Below are 16,830 nucleotides of genomic sequence, written 5' to 3' on the forward strand. Positions count from 1 at the left end.
CACCGCGCGGAACTATACCTGAAACTACACCTGCATGTTCATGATATCGGTATACGCCGACACCAGTTTGTTACGCACCTGCACGCCCATCTGCATAGATATTGAGGATTTTTGCAGATCGACCATCACATCATTGAGCTGAATGCCCGGTTTGCCCATTTCGAAATCCTGCGCCTGAGTGCGGGCTGCCGTTTGGGTGTCGCTAATTTTGTCCAGTGCCGCTTTCATGGTGGCGCTGAAATCTACCTGATTGGTTGACTCAGCCTGCTTGCCGCTGGCCTGTAAAGACGTCATTTGCAGCTGCTGCAACACGCCATCAATCGCCTGAATTGACATTGCCTGTTCCTCATTGAAGAAGGGATTAAATTTTCACGATGAGAAAGTTAACACAGTGTCAATAGGACAAAGGCGCTAAATGAACGCAAAAAACCCGGCTTATCCAACCATCGAAGTGACACGATTCATCAAATAATGCCCGCATTGAAGTGGAATTTATTCTTTGCCCCTGCCGATTTTAGGGGGGAAATATTAGGGAGTACGTTTTGTCACCACAACACCACACCCGGTCAATTATGTCAGGCAGGAAACGGTCATGAATGCGAGTGCAGCCGCTACACAGGATACAGCAAAGAAAGGCTTCAGTGACCTTCTCGCCCGCCTGCGCGCCAATCCGCGTATTCCCTTAATTGTTGCTGCCGCTGCGGTTATCGCGGTGGTTTTTGCGTTGGTGCTGTGGGCTAAAGCGCCTGATTATCGCGTCCTTTATAACAACCTCTCTGATGAGGATGGCGGCGCGATTGTCACCCAGCTAACGCAGATGAATATCCCTTACCAATTCGCCGAGAACGGTGGCGCGCTGATGGTGCCCGCCGATAAGGTGCATGAACTGCGCCTGCGCCTCGCGCAACAGGGTCTGCCGAAGGGCGGCAATGTTGGCTTCGAGCTGATGGATAAAGAGAAGTTCGGCATCAGCCAGTTCAGTGAGCAGATCAACTACCAGCGCGCGCTGGAAGGTGAACTTTCACGCACTATCGAGACGCTTGGCCCGGTAAAAAGCGTACGCGTACACTTGGCGATGCCAAAACCGACGCTGTTCGTGCGTGAACAGAAAGCGCCATCCGCTTCGGTAACGCTGAACCTGCAGCCGGGACGTGCATTAGATGAAGGCCAGATTCAGGCCATTCAGCATATGGTCTCCAGCAGCGTGGCAGGTTTACCGCCGGGTAACGTGACGGTGGTCGATCAGTCAGGTCGCCTGCTGACGCGTTCTGACAGCGAAGGTCGCGATCTGAACGATGCCCAGCTCAAATATGCTTCGGAAGTTGAAGCGCGCTTCCAGCAGCGCATTGAAGCGATCCTGAATCCAATTGTTGGCCAGGGCAACGTACATGCGCAGGTGACGGCGCAGATCAACTTTGACCGCAGCGAACAGACCGACGAAAAATACCAGCCGAACGCCAATCCGAACAGCACGGCGGTGCGTTCGCGCCAGACCAGCAATTCCGAACAGAATGGCAGCCCCTATCCGGGCGGCGTGCCTGGCGCCCTGTCCAATCAGCCTGCGCCTGCAAACACCGCGCCGGTGACCAATCCGCAGAACAACAATAACAATAATGCCAACGGTCAGAATGCGAATGGGCAAAACGCCAACGCCAATGCGCAGAACAACGGCAGCACCACCAGCACCGCACAAGCGAGTGGCCCAAGCAGCTCCACCCGTAACGACACGGTTAACTATGAGCTGGATCGCACCATTCGTCATACCAAGCTGAACGTCGGTGACGTGCAGCGCCTCTCCGTTGCCGTGGTGGTGAACTACCGCGATGACGGTAAAGGCAAAGCGGTGGCGCTGAACGATCAGCAGATCAAACAAATTGAAGATTTAACCCGCGAAGCCATGGGCTATTCGCAAACGCGTGGCGACAGCGTCAATGTGGTGAACTCGCAGTTCAACATGACCGAGCCAAGCGGCGGCGACCTGCCATTCTGGCAGCAACAAGCGTTCTTCGATCAGCTGATGACCGCAGGTCGCTGGCTGCTGGTCGCGCTGGTGGGCTTCATCCTCTATCGCAAGCTGGTACGTCCTCAGCTGATGCGTAAGAAAGAAGAAGAGAAAGCGGCGGCCGAAGCCGCAGCAGCCCGCGCCGCGGCGATGGAAGAAGAGGAAGCCTATAGCGTGCAGCTCAGCAAAGACGAGCTGGATCAGGAGCGCAAATCCACCAATCGCATGAGCGCCGAGGTGATGAGCCAGCGCATCCGCGACATGTCTGAAAACGATCCGCGCGTTGTGGCGCTGGTTATCCGTGAATGGATGAGTAAAGAACTATGAGTCTGACCGGTACAGAGAAAAGCGCCATTCTGATGATGACCATCGGCGAAGAGCGCGCAGCGGAAGTGTTCAAACACCTCAATCAGCGTGAAGTGCAGCACCTCAGTTCGGCGATGGCCAGCATGCGGCAGGTGTCGCATAAGCAGCTAACCGAAGTGCTGCGCGAATTTGAAGTGGATGCGGAACAGTTTGCCGCGCTGAGCCTCAACTCGAATGAATACCTGCGTTCGGTGCTGATCAAGGCGCTGGGCGAGGAGCGCGCCTCAAGCCTGCTGGAAGATATTCTCGAGAAGAACGAGACCACCAGCGGGATGGAAACGCTCAACTTCATGGAACCTCAGGCAGCGGCCGACCTTATCCGCGACGAGCATCCGCAGATTATCGCCACCATTCTTGTCCACCTCAAACGTGGTCAGGCGGCCGATATTCTGGCGCTGTTCGACGAGCGTCTGCGCCACGATGTGATGCTGCGTATCGCCACCTTCGGTGGTGTCCAGCCAGCCGCGCTGGCCGAACTGACCGAAGTGCTCAACGGCCTGCTGGATGGTACCAACCTCAAGCGCGCGAAGATGGGCGGTGTAAGGACCGCAGCAGAAATTATCAACCTGATGAAAACTCAGCAGGAAGAAGCGGTTATCGAAGCGGTACGCGATTTCGATAGCGAGCTGGCACAGAAGATCATCGACGAGATGTTCCTGTTCGAAAACCTGGTGGAAGTGGACGATCGCAGCATCCAGCGCCTGCTGCAGGAAGTGGAATCCGAGCAGTTGCTGATCGCCCTGAAAGGCGCCGAACAGCCGCTGCGCGAGAAGTTCCTCAAGAACATGTCGGCGCGTGCCGCCGATATTCTGCGCGACGATCTGGCCAACCGTGGTCCGGTACGAATGTCTGCGGTGGAGAACGAACAGAAAGCCATCCTGCTGGTGGTGCGTCGTTTAGCGGAATCTGGCGAAATGGTGATTGGCGGAGGCGAGGAAACTTATGTCTGATGCCTTTTCCGCCCGCGCCTGGCAGCGCTGGCAGCCTGATGATTTAGGCAGCCCCTTCAGCGCCGAACCGGAGCCGCAGCCCGCGGAGCCGGAAGAGGATGTTGAGCTGAGCGCTGAAGCTGAACAGCAACAGCAGCTGGAGCGCATGCAGCAGCAGATGCGGAAAGATGCGCAGACGCAGGGCTACAGCGAAGGCTACCAAAAAGGCTTTGCCGAAGCGCAGCAGAACGGCTACGACGCCGGTTTTCAGCAGGGCTTAGCCGATGCGCAGCAACAACAGGCGCCGTTACAGGCGCGCATGCAGCAGCTGGTCACCGAGTTCCATCACACGCTTGAAGCGCTGGACAGCGTCATCGCCTCACGCCTGATGCAGCTGGCGCTGGAAGCAGCGCGCACCGTGATTGGCCAGGCCACGCAGGTGGATGGCAGCGCCCTGCTGCGTCAGATTCAACAGCTGATTCAGCAGGAACCTATGTTCAGCGGCAAACCGCAGCTGCGCGTCCATCCGGATGATTTGCAGCGCATCGAGCAGACGCTCGGTCCAACGCTGGATCTGCACGGCTGGCGCTTGCTGGCCGATAGCACGCTGCATCCCGGCGGCTGCAAACTCAGCGCCGAGGATGGCGACCTTGACGCTAGCGTGGCCACGCGCTGGCAGGAGCTGTGCCGCCTGGCCGCTCCGGGGACACTGTAATGACCTCGCGTCTCTCGCGCTGGCTCGGCGCACTCGATGCCTTCGAAGACCGCATTTCACAGGTGCAAACGGTGCGCCGTTACGGCCGCCTGACGCGCGCGACCGGCCTGGTGCTGGAAGCAACGGGTTTACAACTGCCGCTCGGTGCCACCTGCATCATTGAACGTAGCGATGGCAGCAAGATCACCGAGGTTGAGAGTGAAGTGGTCGGCTTTAATGGGCAGAAACTGCTGATGATGCCGTTAGAAGAGGTGGACGGCATTTTACCCGGCGCCCGCGTGTATGCGCGCGTGAGCGGCGATAACGGTCAAAGCGGCAAGCAGATGTTGCTGGGTCCGGAGCTGCTGGGCCGCGTGCTGGACGGCAGCGGCAAACCGCTGGATGGTCTGCCCGCGCCGGAAACCGGCTATCGTGCGCCGCTGATCACTGCGCCATTCAACCCGCTGCAGCGTACGCCCATTGAAGATGTGCTGGATACCGGCGTGCGCGCCATCAATGCGCTGCTTACCGTAGGTCGCGGCCAGCGTATGGGCCTGTTTGCCGGTTCTGGCGTAGGTAAAAGCGTGCTGCTGGGCATGATGGCGCGTTATACCAAAGCCGATGTCATCGTGGTGGGCTTGATTGGTGAACGTGGCCGTGAAGTCAAAGAGTTCATTGAGAACATCCTGGGCGCAGAAGGCCGCGCGCGTTCGGTGGTGATCGCCGCGCCAGCGGATGTTTCACCGCTGCTGCGTATGCAGGGTGCCGCGTACGCCACGCGTATCGCTGAAGATTTTCGCGATCGCGGCCAGCACGTGCTGCTGATTATGGATTCCCTCACCCGCTACGCCATGGCGCAACGTGAAATTGCGCTGGCCATCGGTGAGCCACCGGCAACCAAAGGTTATCCACCTTCGGTGTTTGCCAAACTGCCAGCGCTGGTAGAGCGTGCCGGTAACGGCACCCACGGCGGCGGGTCGATTACCGCTTTTTATACCGTGTTGACCGAAGGTGACGATCAGCAAGACCCGATTGCCGACTCGGCACGCGCGATTCTCGACGGCCACATTGTGCTGTCACGTCGTCTGGCGGAAGCCGGTCACTATCCGGCGATTGATATTGAAGCGTCAATCAGCCGTGCCATGACCTCATTAATTGATGAGTCGCACTATGCACGCGTGCGTCAGTTCAAACAGTTGCTCTCCAGCTTCCAGCGTAACCGCGATCTGGTGAGTGTGGGTGCGTATGCCGCAGGTAGCGATCCGATGCTGGACCGAGCCATCAAGCTCTATCCGGAAATGGAAGCCTTCCTGCATCAGGGCATATTCGAACGCAGCGACTACGACGATGCCTGTTTGCATCTGCAGGCGATGTTCGGTTAGCGCTTAGAAGCGAGGTTAAGCCATGAAAACGGCCAGTGCTATCAATAAGCTGCGCGATCTGGCAGAGCAAGAGCTGGAGAGCGCCGTGATTCATCTCGGCGATATGCGTCGCGGCGTACAGCAAGCCGATGAGCAGCTCACCATGCTGCTGGATTATCAGGATGAGTACCGCAATAAGCTCAATCAGGATATGTCCGGCGGCATCGCCAGCACCCGCTGGACCAATTATCACCAGTTTATTCAGACGCTGGAAAAAGCCATCGATCAGCATCGCCAACAGCTTTCGCAGTGGAATCAGCGTCTGGAAACCGCGCTGAGCAACTGGCGCGAAAAGCACAAGCGACTCAATGCCTATCAAACGCTGATTACGCGCGCTGAGGAAAATGCATTACGACAGGAAAACCGTCTCGATCAGAAACGGATGGATGAATTTGCCCAACGGGCCGCATTGAGGAAAGGCGAATGATTACGCTGCCAACAGTTGCAACGCAAACCTCGGGTTTAGGAGACGCAGACAGTTCAGTTTCCAGCGATCTTGTGCAAAGCGTGGATACGCTGCCGCAGGGATTTATTACTGAGCTGGGTAACCGCTTGCTAACCCTGGCGAAGCAACAAGGTGTTAACACGCAATCGTCTGATCTGACAGCAAAAGCTGATGAAAAAGACGTCACAAAAGCGTCATTAAGCGCGTTATTGCAGGCGCTGGAGAAACCCGAGGCGTTAAACACACTTTTACAGCCGGTTAACCCTAAAGCCACGCTGAATTCAGCCGATGATAAAGACAAGAGTGAGGCAAGTTCGTTAAGTGCCAGCGACTTACAGAATGTGCAGGCATTATTTGCCATGTTGCCGGTGGCACTCGAGAACCGCACCAGTCAGTCAACGGTAAGTAACAGCGTGAACGACGGCCATGCCGATACGCGCGCTTCGCTTAATTCGGCATTGTTAAGCAGTTCGCTGCAGGGTGCAGTAAAAGAAGAACAGGCGCAGCCGCAGAGTGGCCAGAAGAAGTCCAGCGATGCTGTAAACCTCTTAACGCAAACGGCTGCCAACACGCAGACCAGCAGCGCGAGCACCACGGCAAGCAACACCGGCGGGCTAACGCTGGATGAAAGTTTCAAACAGGTGCTGAATACGCTAAGCAAACCGGAAGAGCGCAGCGCGGCACAAAGCAGCAATGATCCGGTAACGCCGTTAACCAGCGCACCGCTAAGCAGCACCAGTTCGCTCATGACCAGCACCGCCTCGACCAGCACCACCCCGTCGACGCCGATGCTGAATGCGCAGCTCGGCAGTAACGAGTGGCAGCAGGCGCTGAGTCAGCAGATTGTGATGTTCAGTCGCAATGGGCAGCAGAACGCCGAATTGCGCTTACATCCGCAGGATCTGGGCGCTATCCAGATCAACCTGAGTCTCGATAAGGATCAGGCACAGTTAACAATGGTTTCCAGTCACAGCCAAGTGAGGGCCGCGCTGGAAGCGGCTCTTCCTCAGCTGCGTACAGCGCTGGCGGAGAGCGGTATTAACCTGGGACAGAGTAACGTCAGCAGCGACGCCTTCGCACAGGGCCAGAGTTATCAAGGCCAGCAGGAAGGACGTCGTGACGGACAGCACGGCAGCTTTACCCTCTCCCAGGACAATGACAACGAGATAACGCCTATTGCCGTCCCGGCAGCCCTTCAAGCGCGCGTGGCCGGTAACGGCGCTGTCGATATCTTTGCCTGACAGCCGCTAAACGCTGAAGGTAAGCGTAAAACCCGCGTCTTTTCTTCCCATTGTTTGACTTAAGACGCGGGATAATCTGTCCAGGTAAGCCGAGAGGCTTGCCCATAATTCACAGGAAGTAACTGCAAACATGTCTGATAACGCGAAAGCAAAAGGCCGCAAACGTTCACTACTAATTCCGGTGTTACTGATTGTAACGCTGGCCGCTTGCAGCGTGGCAGGCTATGCAGTCTGGCGAATGATGAATAAACACGAGGGCAGTCAAACGGAAGCGACGAAAGTCGAGCCACCGCCTGCTCCAGTATTTTTTGCAATGGATACGTTTACAGTAAACCTGGTCAATCCTGACAACGATCCCGACCGTGTGCTGTACGTGGGTTTCACCCTGCGTCTGCCCGATGAGGACACCCGTCGTCGGTTGAATGATTACCTGCCTGAAGTGCGCAGCCGTTTGCTGTTGCTGCTTTCGCGTCAAAGCGCAACCGTGCTGGCGACCGAGCAAGGCAAGCAGGCCCTGGTTGAGCAGATCAAACAGGTGCTGGCGCCGCCGCTGGTAAAAAATCAACCGACTCAGGTAGTCAGTGACGTGCTGTTTACCGCCTTCATTTTGAGGTGATTTAATGGGCGATAGCATTCTCTCCCAGGCTGAGATTGACGCGCTGCTTAATGGCGACAGTGACAGTGCGGAAGTAGAGAACAGTTCCAAAGGGGCAGATGGCGATATCCGTCCCTATGATCCCAATACCCAGCGTCGCGTGGTGCGTGAGCGTCTGCAGGCGCTGGAGATCATCAACGAGCGATTTGCCCGTCATTTCCGTATGGCGCTGTTTAACCTGCTGCGCCGTAGCCCAGATATTAGTGTGGGTGCGATCAAGATTCAGCCGTATCACGAGTTTGCCCGCAACCTGCCGGTGCCAACCAACCTGAACCTGATCCACCTGAAGCCGCTGCGCGGTACGGCGCTGGTGGTGTTTTCACCGAGCCTGGTGTTTATTGCTGTCGACAACCTGTTTGGCGGCGACGGTCGTTTTCCGACCAAAGTGGAAGGCCGTGAGTTCACCCATACCGAGCAGCGCGTGATTCGCCGCATGCTGAAGCTGGCGTTGGATGGCTACAGCGATGCCTGGAAGGCGATTTACCCGCTGGACGTGGAGTACGTGCGTTCAGAGATGCAGGTGAAATTCACCAACATCACCACCTCACCAAACGACATCGTGGTTAACACGCCGTTCCAGGTGGAGATTGGTAACCTGGTGGGTGAATTCAACATCTGTATTCCGTTTTCGATGATTGAGCCGCTGCGCGAGCTGCTGGTCAATCCACCGCTGGAAAACTCGCGTCGGGAAGATAATCACTGGCGCGACAATCTGGTGAAACAGGTGCAGCACTCGGAGCTGGAGCTGATTGCCCACTTCGCGGAAACATCGCTGCGCCTGTCGCGCATTTTGCAGCTGAAACCCGGTGACGTCCTGCCCATTGAGAAGCCGGACCGCATCATTGCCCACGTCGATGGCGTACCGGTGCTCACCAGCCAATACGGCACCATCAATGGTCAGTATGCCCTGCGTGTAGAACATTTGATTAACCCGATTTTGAATTCGCTGAACGAGGAACAGCCCGATGAGTGACAGCAAGAAACCGTCCGACGACGACATCTCCGCGGACGATCTGTGGGCTGCAGCTATGAATGAACAAACCACCACCAGCGCGCCCGATCCCACCGAGAATGTCTTCAAATCCCTCGAGAATCCTGGCATTAGCGGTTCGCTGCAGGATATCGATCTGATTATGGATATCCCGGTCAAACTGACCGTGGAACTGGGCCGCACCAAGATGACTATCAAAGAGCTGCTGCGTCTGACGCAGGGTTCCGTGGTAGCGCTGGATGGGCTGGCCGGCGAGCCGCTGGATATTCTCATCAACGGCTATTTGATTGCGCAAGGTGAAGTGGTGGTGGTGAACGATAAGTACGGCGTGCGCATCACCGACATCATTACGCCGTCTGAACGTATGCGTCGCCTGAGCCGTTAAGCATGTTAAAAAACACGCAAACCGCACAGCCGGTTCACAGCCAGCCGGTGGTCTCTACCGGCTCGGTGATTGGACAAGTCAGCAGCGTACTGGCGGTAATTGTGCTGCTGATTCTGGCCTGCGGCTGGCTGGCAAAGCGCCTGGGTTTTGCCCCGAAAACGGTGACGGGCCAGGCGTTGAAAGTCAGCGCCACCGTGCAGGTGGGTCAGCGTGAGCGTGTGGTGATTGTGGATACCGCCGATGCGCGTTTAGTGTTGGGCGTGACAGCTCAGCAAATCACGCATCTGCACTCTTTACCGCCGCTGCCCCCGGAAGAACAGACCGGGAACAGTGCGGCACCGCAGGATTTTCGTCAGCTATTCCAGAATCTGGTTAAACGTCCCGGAAAACCTTAATGATGCGTCGATTACTTCCTCTTCTGCCGCTGCTGTTGCTGGCACCGGTTGCCCATGCGCAGCTGCCGGGTTTAATCAGCCAGCCGCTGGCAAACGGTGGCCAGAGCTGGTCACTGCCGGTGCAAACCCTGGTGTTCGTCACCTCGCTGACCTTTATACCGGCGGTGTTGCTGATGATGACCAGCTTCACCCGCATCATCATTGTATTTGGTCTGCTGCGTAACGCCCTCGGTACGCCTTCCGCGCCGCCGAACCAGGTGCTGCTGGGCCTGGCGCTGTTTCTGACCTTCTTTATCATGGCGCCCACCTTCGACAAGATTTACTCCGACGCCTATGTGCCGTTCAGCCAGGACAAAATCAGCATGGCGGACGCCATTGATAAAGGGGCGCAGCCGCTGCGTGAATTTATGCTGCGTCAAACGCGGGAAGCGGATTTAGCACTGTTTGCGCGCCTGGCCAATACCGCGCCGATTCAGGGACCGGAAGCGGTGCCGATGCGAATTCTGCTGCCCGCCTACGTTACCAGCGAACTGAAAACCGCTTTCCAGATTGGCTTCACCGTGTTTATCCCTTTCCTGATTATCGATCTGGTGGTGGCCAGCGTACTGATGGCCTTGGGGATGATGATGGTACCGCCCGCCACGATTTCCCTGCCGTTCAAGCTGATGCTGTTCGTGCTGGTTGATGGCTGGCAGCTGCTGGTGGGATCACTGGCGCAAAGTTTCTACTCTTGAGTGGCGTTCGCCCTCACCTTTCTTTCTCGAGGAGTGCAGCATGACACCTGAATCAGTAATGGTTATGGGCCAGGAAGCAATGCGCGTCGCCCTGTTGATGGCGGCACCGATGTTGCTGGTGGCCATGGTAAGCGGTTTGATTATCAGCGTGCTGCAGGCCGCCACGCAGATTAACGAACAGACGCTCTCCTTTATTCCCAAAATCATGGCCGTGGCGGCAACGGCGGTGATTGCCGGTCCGTGGATGCTCAACCTGATGCTCGACTATATCCGCACGCTGTTTAGCAACCTGCCTTACATCATTGGCTGATGATCAACCTCGATAGCAGCCAGCTGATCCATTGGGTCGCACAATTTTTCTGGCCGATGGTGCGTTTACTGGCGCTGTTTGCCAGCGCGCCAATGCTGAGCGAAAAATCGATCCCGAAGCGCGTAAAGATTGGCCTGGCGGTGCTCACTACCTGGATCATCATTCCGGTATTGCCGCCGGTGGAGGTCACTTTATTTACCCCAGCTGGATTCTGGTTGCTGCTGCAACAGTTGCTGATTGGCATCAGCATTGGGCTGACCATGCAGTTCGCGTTTGCCGCGGTGCGTATGGCGGGTGAAGTGATTGGCTTGCAGATGGGGTTGTCCTTCGCCACCTTTTTTGACCCCGGTAGTCGATTAAACATGCCGGTGTTAGCGCGTTTTCTCGACATGCTGGCCATGCTGCTGTTTCTGACCTTCAACGGACACCTTTGGCTGATTTCACTGCTGGTGGACAGTTTTCATACGTTGCCGATTAACGATCAGCCACTCAACGCCAATGCCTTTATGGCATTAGTGAAGTCCGCCGGATTAATTTTCCTTAATGGCATGATGTTAGCGCTGCCCTTAATAGTTCTGCTCCTCACGCTAAACATGGCACTAGGTTTGTTAAACCGTGTTTCACCACAACTCTCCATTTTTGCCATTGGCTTCCCGATTACCTTAACGGTGGGCATACTCAGCGTAGGGATGATGATGCCGCTGCTTGCTCCCTTCTGCGAACATCTGTTTAGCGAAGTCTTTGATTTACTCGCCCAGTTTATGTCAGAACTTTCCCGCGCAAGTTGATTAACTATTCTGTAGACGCCCTTAAGTAATAGTTAAGCAATCAAAATCAGTCTGTGCATTTTTCAAACCATATTTCTCAGAAATCAACTGAGGATATTCTGATAAATGCGCATTTTAGGTGAAAATTATTCTTATTAAACCGCGCTTCGCGTATTTTAGTCAGACGATTCTTAAGGTGACAAACCTTGGGGATTGGGTGTTGAAATGCTCAAAGGGCTGTTTTTAAACAAAAAAAAATTCACAGCGATTTTTCTTGTCTAAATCCCTTTTTTCCGGCATTGTCAACGCTCGCTAAAGCGTCACACTTTCGCGATTCAAATGTTTTTAAGAATTGTCCTATCAGATTTGTCTGTGATCTGCGCGATAGTGACAGGGCTCTCAAAACAGAGCGAATTAAACACTTAATACAAATTCTCAGCTATTCCCGCTATGGCTGGGTGAAGAGTGACGTGGATGTACTAAAAAAAATAACTTCGCAGCACGGTTCAGGGAAGAGTCATGATGGCGCATGGATAACTATCGCCAATCTGCCGAGCAGAATAAAAAAGTGTCTTTGGAAATTTCTCTCGTACCGCAAACGCGTATTCATCGTTGATTTAAACGGATAACAAATTGGTGAGGGTCGCTATAATGCCAACGATTATTATGGATTCATGTAATTACACACGCCTCGGATTGTCTGACTATATGTCTGCCAAGGGAGTTAAAAAGAAAAATATTACTCCTGTGTCTGACATTGAACAATTGCAGCAAAGATGTGAACAAATAAAGCCGGGCGTCGTGTTTATCAACGAAGAGTGCTTTATTCACGAATCCGATTCTAGCGATCGTATTCGTGCCATTATTATGCAGCATCCTGATACCTTATTCTTTATTTTCATGGCGATCTCGAATATCCATTTTGAGGAATACCTCTACGTTCGTAAGAACCTGATTATTACATCAAAATCGATAAAAACCTCGACGTTGGATTCCTTACTAGGAACCTACCTGCAAAAGAAACTCAACGCTTCGCCGCGTATTTCTGCTGGGCTCGACGTGCATCCGCTGACATTAAGTCAGACTGAATCTAATATGTTGAAAATGTGGATGTCAGGCCATGACACCATTCAAATTTCGGACAAGATGCAAATTAAAGCTAAAACCGTTTCGTCACACAAAGGTAATATTAAACGCAAAATTAAAACCCATAATAAGCAGGTTATTTATCATGTTGTCCGCTTGACTGATAATGTCACCTCAGGGATTTATGTTAACGTGCGATAATTACCTGAAGTTAATTTCCCAAAATAATTCAAGCGGCAGGAAGGCGGTAGCGGGATGAATTCCAGGGACTTACTCAAGTAAGTGGCTGGGGTAAACACCTGCAGCCATCGCGCCTGCAGCTTGAAGTATGCAGAGTAAAAGGGCTAATCGCGTGATTGGCCCTTTTACGTTTTGCGAGTTTGATCCCACTTTCCTGTCTAATCCTTTCTCCGGCCCTGCCGATGCTTACTCTCATAACACCTACCTACATGAGAGCAAGGATATGAAAACAGCATCGATTGATGAGCAATATAAGCTCAGCGTCTGGCAGAACCTGCGCCTGATGCCTCTGTTCAGTATGATCTTTGGTGGCATTCTGCTGCTTTTTGCCCTGTGCATTGGACTCGCCAGCTACTTTTTAATTCAAAGTAACAACTCCCTGAACGATGCCACGGAAGAGATTCAAATCCGTATGGGCATCTCTAATAGTTCAAACCACCTGCGCACCGCGCGTCTCAATGTACTGCAATCGGGTGCGGCCGCGCGTATTGGTGAAATGGACGGTTATCGTGCCGATTTAGCCCGCACCGAAATGCGGATTAAGCAGGCGCGTGAAGGCTTCAAGATTTATATGGATCGCAAGGCGAAAACCCCGGCTGACATTGCGCTTGATGAACCGCTGACCACCAGCTTTAACGCCTACATCGATAAAGGCCTTAAGCCGATGATTGAATCGGCTAAGCAAGGCAGCTTTGAAGGCATCGTAGCGCAGGAAACGGACGTCACGCGCAAGCTGGATGATGCGTATAACGATGTGCTGTTGAAAGCGATTAAAATCCGCACCGACCGGGCGGAAACGATTAACGCTGAAGCCGCCCATCAATCGCGCGTCGGTTTTATTGCCATGGCGGCCGCTTTTGCCGCGGCTTTAGTGCTGGTACTGCTTACCTTTGTCTTCCTGCGTCGCGTGGTGATCTCGCCGCTGCGTCAATCCGTCGACCGTATCGAACGCATCGCTCAGGGCGATTTGACTGCCCCTGAGCAAGCCTATGGCCGCAGCGAGATTGGCAGCCTGCTGCATAATCTGCAATTGATGCAGGCATCGCTGGTGCGCACGGTAGGTACGGTGCGTGAAGGCGCGGTGGCGATCTATCAGGGCTCCAGCGAGATCTCTGCCGGCAACACCGATTTATCGTCGCGGACTGAAGAGCAGGCGTCGGCGCTTGAGCAAACCGCAGCCAGCATGGAGCAGCTAACTGCCACGGTGAAACAGAACGCCGAAAATGCCCATCATGCCAGCCAGCTGGCCGCAGATGCCTCAGGCAAAGCACGCAGCGGCGGCGATCTGGTCAATGGTGTGGTGCAAACCATGAACAATATCTCCGGCAGTTCGAAGAAAATTGCTGAGATCACCAACGTCATTAATAGCATTGCTTTCCAGACCAATATTCTGGCGCTGAATGCCGCGGTTGAAGCGGCGCGAGCCGGTGAACAAGGCCGTGGCTTTGCAGTGGTAGCCAGCGAAGTGCGTAATCTGGCACAGCGTAGTGCGCAGGCGGCGAAAGAGATTGAAACGCTGATCGCTGAATCGGTGGGTTTAATTACCAATGGTTCACGTCAGGTAGGTGAAGCCGGTAACACCATGGGTGAAATTGTTGAAGCAGTACGCCGCGTCACCGATATTATGGCCGAAATCGCCGCCGCATCGGACGAGCAGAGCCGTGGCATTCAGCAGGTGAGCCTGGCGGTTACCGAAATGGATAACGTGACGCAGCAGAACGCCTCGCTGGTGGAGGAAGCCTCATCCGCGGCGGCTTCACTGGAAGATCAGGCAGGACGCTTGACGCAGGCAGTAGCGGTCTTCCGTTTGCATGACAGCCCGGTGGCCCAGGTTGTTAAAGCCGCGCAGCCCACGTTGCGCACGCCGAACTTAGCGCCGCGCGCCGCTTTGGCGACGTCGGGAAATGATAGTTGGGAGACGTTTTAATTTGGATGGGGGCGCAGTTTGAGATCTAGGTGCGGGTTGCCCCTCACCCTGCCCCTCTCCCACAGGTGGGAGAGGGAATAAGTAGGTAAGGGCAAAAGCCATCAAGCCCCTTCATACGGCTCAACAAACACCCCTTCCGCATGCTCACTTTCATTAAAGAACCAGATGCCCAGCGGATAATCTTCTAGCGCCACCAGGTACATGATGCCTTCGTTAAATGCCTCAACGGCCAGCACCGTACCTACACGACGCGGGCCACCGTCGGTTTTTACCGTAACGCGGTCATTCACCTTCATTGATTACTCTCCACAAATTGTCCTGCGACACAGTGTAACGGAAGATAATCAACAGCGCCTGATCGCGATCAGCGTCGTGCAATAACCCACACCGCATGCACGATGCCCGGAATGTAACCGCACAGCGTCAGCAGAATATTAAGCCAGAAGGCGCCACCAAAACCGACCTGCAGAAATACGCCCAGCGGCGGCAGTAAAATCGCAATCACAATACGAAGAAAATCCATACTAACTCCCTGATATCACTTATCAATAAGCGCTAAGCATAGACGCTGCTGCGCACAATGCACTTCAAACGAGGTAAAACTCTGTCAAGATGCGGCTTTTCGTTTTCTTTACGTTTCGCAGAGAGACTTTTGACGCGGGCTGCTCGTACACTTATTCGCACTGCACCAACCCCAAAGGCGCAGTCAACCTAAAAGTAACAAGGATTTTTGCCCGCGCAGCGCGGGCTTTTTTTTGCCTAAATTCCCCCCGCCGCCCTCTTTGCATCAGCGTCTATACTGAAATGACAGCGGATCGCCTCTGGGAGGCCACCATGACAACGGCTAAAGAGTACAGCGAGAATGTGCAGCGCGAAGTGAATATTGATGTTGATGCTTTACTCGACGCGATACAGAAGAGAACCTCGGGCGAGGTAAAAGAGTTTATGGACGCTGAGCAAGCCCATCGCGTCAGGGTAAACGGTGAGGCCTATGATTCTTACACTGAGCTAGCCGAAGCCTTTGAACTGGATATTCGTGATTTCGCCATCAGCGAAGTGAATCGTTGAAATCGATTTCAAAAAAATACCCGGCGGGAAGGCCGGGTAAAATAATTCAGTAAATTCGTTACACCAGGGAATTCTTAACACCCTGTCAGATTACGCTTTAGCTTACTTAAGACAAGTCTTAACCCTGCACGTAAATCGAACATTTTTGCATAACCTTTCAGCGGTAAAACCCTGCACGCCGCGTCACTGCTCACTATTTTCCATGCACGAAGTGCGCATAGATGATGCGGCTTCCTCTGTCATTTAAGAATTATCCTGGTTATCGCGGCCAATAGCCCGGGAAAAAGTGTGATCGCGATTCCGCTATTATACTGATTACTCTTCGCTTTACGGATGCCACTGGCGTAAGGAGTGTGATGGTGCTGAGTCTTGACTCCCTAATGATCGTTACCGACCTTGATGGTTCGTTGTTGGACCATCATGACTACAACTGGGATGCCGCCAGTGAATGGCTGACACGCCTGAAACAACATCAGGTTCCGCTGGTAATTTGTTCCAGTAAAACTGCGGCCGAAATCATACCGCTGCAGAAGCGACTGGGCATTACCGGCGCGCCCTTTATTGCCGAAAACGGCGCGCGCGTGGTGCCAAGCGGCACGCACACCGCGCCCACCGAACCCAGCGCCGCCTATCGCGCGCTGTGCCAAACGCTCAAGGCTCTGCAATCCCACTTCCGCTTCAACGGTTTTCATGAATTTAGCGATGCTGAGGTCGCGCGTTTCACCGGGTTAACGTTGGCCGAGGCCAGCCAAAGCCGGCTGCGTGAAGCCTCCGAAGTGGTGTTGTGGCGTGATGACGAACACCGCTTAGCGGCATTTCGCAGCGCGCTGGCCGAACATAATCTCGCGCTAACCCAGGGCGGGCGTTTCTGGCATGTGATGCCAGCAGGCTCGGGTAAAGGGATGGCATTGGAGCAGATTCAGCAGCATGTCGCCCAGCAGGAAGGCAAAACACGTATCACCTTAGGCTTAGGTGATGGCCCGAATGATATACCGATGCTGGAGCGCGCAGATTATGCCGTGGTGATAAAAGGCTTCAGTAAAACGCCGGTGAATTTGCAACGTAGCGATACGCAAAATGTTTACCACACCGCGCACGTCGGTCCACACGGCTGGCGTGAAGGATTGGATTATTTTCTGGCGCCGACTGAGTAACGACCTAACCCATACAGGAT

20 protein-coding genes are annotated in these 16,830 nt (G+C 54.2%); 17 read left to right on the forward strand and 3 right to left on the reverse strand.

The annotated features are described in order from the left end of the window. Positions 1 to 24 precede the first annotated feature (24 nt). The gene (gene fliE / locus AC07WB_RS11480; protein ID WP_097096938.1) at positions 25 to 336 is read right to left on the reverse strand and encodes a flagellar hook-basal body complex protein FliE; all 312 of its coding nucleotides are present in this window, start codon (positions 334 to 336) and stop codon (positions 25 to 27) included. A 256-nt stretch (positions 337 to 592) separates the two neighbouring features. Here fliE and fliF point away from each other — a divergent pair, with 256 nt between their 5' ends. From fliF to AC07WB_RS11555, 15 genes are all read left to right on the forward strand, one after another. Continuing rightward, entirely contained in the window at positions 593 to 2,329 is a 1,737-nt protein-coding gene (fliF, locus tag AC07WB_RS11485; RefSeq protein WP_097096937.1) for a flagellar basal-body MS-ring/collar protein FliF, read from the forward strand. Continuing rightward, positions 2,326 to 3,318, forward strand: coding sequence for a flagellar motor switch protein FliG (gene fliG, locus AC07WB_RS11490; protein WP_494940531.1), 993 nt, complete (start codon positions 2,326 to 2,328; stop codon positions 3,316 to 3,318). The genes fliF and fliG overlap by 4 nt, the downstream gene beginning before the upstream one ends. Next, positions 3,311 to 4,012, forward strand: coding sequence for a flagellar assembly protein FliH (gene fliH / locus AC07WB_RS11495; protein WP_097096935.1), 702 nt, complete (start codon positions 3,311 to 3,313; stop codon positions 4,010 to 4,012). Before fliG ends, fliH begins: the two co-directional genes overlap by 8 nt. After that, complete coding sequence (gene fliI, locus AC07WB_RS11500) at positions 4,012 to 5,373, forward strand: flagellar protein export ATPase FliI (RefSeq protein WP_097096934.1); 1,362 nt, start codon at positions 4,012 to 4,014, stop codon at positions 5,371 to 5,373. The genes fliH and fliI overlap by 1 nt, the downstream gene beginning before the upstream one ends. Positions 5,374 to 5,395: 22 nt before the next feature. Then, positions 5,396 to 5,839 carry a flagellar export protein FliJ gene (gene fliJ, locus AC07WB_RS11505; RefSeq protein WP_097096933.1) on the forward strand — a complete coding sequence of 148 codons (444 nt, stop codon included), beginning with the start codon at positions 5,396 to 5,398 and terminating at the stop codon, positions 5,837 to 5,839. Then, positions 5,836 to 7,098, forward strand: coding sequence for a flagellar hook-length control protein FliK (locus AC07WB_RS11510; RefSeq protein ID WP_097096932.1), 1,263 nt, complete (start codon positions 5,836 to 5,838; stop codon positions 7,096 to 7,098). The genes fliJ and AC07WB_RS11510 overlap by 4 nt, the downstream gene beginning before the upstream one ends. Before the next feature lie 130 nt (positions 7,099 to 7,228). Beyond that, positions 7,229 to 7,714 carry a flagellar basal body-associated protein FliL gene (fliL, locus tag AC07WB_RS11515; protein WP_097096931.1) on the forward strand — a complete coding sequence of 162 codons (486 nt, stop codon included), beginning with the start codon at positions 7,229 to 7,231 and terminating at the stop codon, positions 7,712 to 7,714. A gap of 4 nt (positions 7,715 to 7,718) precedes the next feature. Beyond that, positions 7,719 to 8,726 carry a flagellar motor switch protein FliM gene (gene fliM / locus AC07WB_RS11520; RefSeq protein ID WP_097096930.1) on the forward strand — a complete coding sequence of 336 codons (1,008 nt, stop codon included), beginning with the start codon at positions 7,719 to 7,721 and terminating at the stop codon, positions 8,724 to 8,726. Beyond that, positions 8,719 to 9,129, forward strand: a complete 411-nt coding sequence (fliN, locus tag AC07WB_RS11525) for a flagellar motor switch protein FliN (RefSeq protein ID WP_008105402.1) — start codon at positions 8,719 to 8,721, stop codon at positions 9,127 to 9,129. The genes fliM and fliN overlap by 8 nt, the downstream gene beginning before the upstream one ends. Before the next feature lie 2 nt (positions 9,130 to 9,131). Beyond that, positions 9,132 to 9,524: a flagellar biosynthetic protein FliO gene (gene fliO / locus AC07WB_RS11530; protein WP_097096929.1), complete on the forward strand. Its 393-nt coding sequence runs from the start codon at positions 9,132 to 9,134 to the stop codon at positions 9,522 to 9,524. Positions 9,525 to 9,526: 2 nt separating this feature from the next. Continuing rightward, entirely contained in the window at positions 9,527 to 10,258 is a 732-nt protein-coding gene (gene fliP, locus AC07WB_RS11535; protein WP_494941069.1) for a flagellar type III secretion system pore protein FliP, read from the forward strand. Positions 10,259 to 10,298: 40 nt separating this feature from the next. After that, positions 10,299 to 10,568, forward strand: a complete 270-nt coding sequence (fliQ, locus tag AC07WB_RS11540; RefSeq protein WP_097096928.1) for a flagellar biosynthesis protein FliQ — start codon at positions 10,299 to 10,301, stop codon at positions 10,566 to 10,568. Next, entirely contained in the window at positions 10,568 to 11,356 is a 789-nt protein-coding gene (fliR, locus tag AC07WB_RS11545; protein WP_097096927.1) for a flagellar biosynthetic protein FliR, read from the forward strand. The genes fliQ and fliR overlap by 1 nt, the downstream gene beginning before the upstream one ends. Positions 11,357 to 11,986: 630 nt before the next feature. Next, entirely contained in the window at positions 11,987 to 12,622 is a 636-nt protein-coding gene (gene rcsA, locus AC07WB_RS11550) for a transcriptional regulator RcsA (protein ID WP_097096926.1), read from the forward strand. 262 nt (positions 12,623 to 12,884) lie between these two features. Continuing rightward, positions 12,885 to 14,588, forward strand: a complete 1,704-nt coding sequence (locus tag AC07WB_RS11555) for a methyl-accepting chemotaxis protein (RefSeq protein WP_494940532.1) — start codon at positions 12,885 to 12,887, stop codon at positions 14,586 to 14,588. 101 nt (positions 14,589 to 14,689) lie between these two features. Here the strand turns inward: AC07WB_RS11555 and dsrB are convergent, their stop codons facing one another. After that, positions 14,690 to 14,884, reverse strand: a complete 195-nt coding sequence (dsrB, locus tag AC07WB_RS11560; RefSeq protein ID WP_097096923.1) for a protein DsrB — start codon at positions 14,882 to 14,884, stop codon at positions 14,690 to 14,692. 68 nt (positions 14,885 to 14,952) lie between these two features. Next, positions 14,953 to 15,111 (reverse strand): YqaE/Pmp3 family membrane protein, encoded by a 159-nt coding sequence (locus tag AC07WB_RS11565; protein WP_097096922.1) that lies wholly within the window; start codon positions 15,109 to 15,111, stop codon positions 14,953 to 14,955. Positions 15,112 to 15,422: 311 nt separating this feature from the next. Between AC07WB_RS11565 and AC07WB_RS11570 the strand changes: the two genes are divergently transcribed. Both AC07WB_RS11570 and AC07WB_RS11575 read left to right on the forward strand, forming a co-directional pair. Then, complete coding sequence (locus AC07WB_RS11570) at positions 15,423 to 15,656, forward strand: DUF2525 domain-containing protein (protein ID WP_494940533.1); 234 nt, start codon at positions 15,423 to 15,425, stop codon at positions 15,654 to 15,656. Positions 15,657 to 16,012: 356 nt separating this feature from the next. Next, positions 16,013 to 16,810, forward strand: a complete 798-nt coding sequence (locus AC07WB_RS11575; RefSeq protein ID WP_494940534.1) for a mannosyl-3-phosphoglycerate phosphatase-related protein — start codon at positions 16,013 to 16,015, stop codon at positions 16,808 to 16,810. The last annotated feature ends 20 nt before the right edge of the window (positions 16,811 to 16,830 follow it).

It is taken from the genome of Pantoea sp. GW821-FHT03E06 (assembly GCF_059420725.1).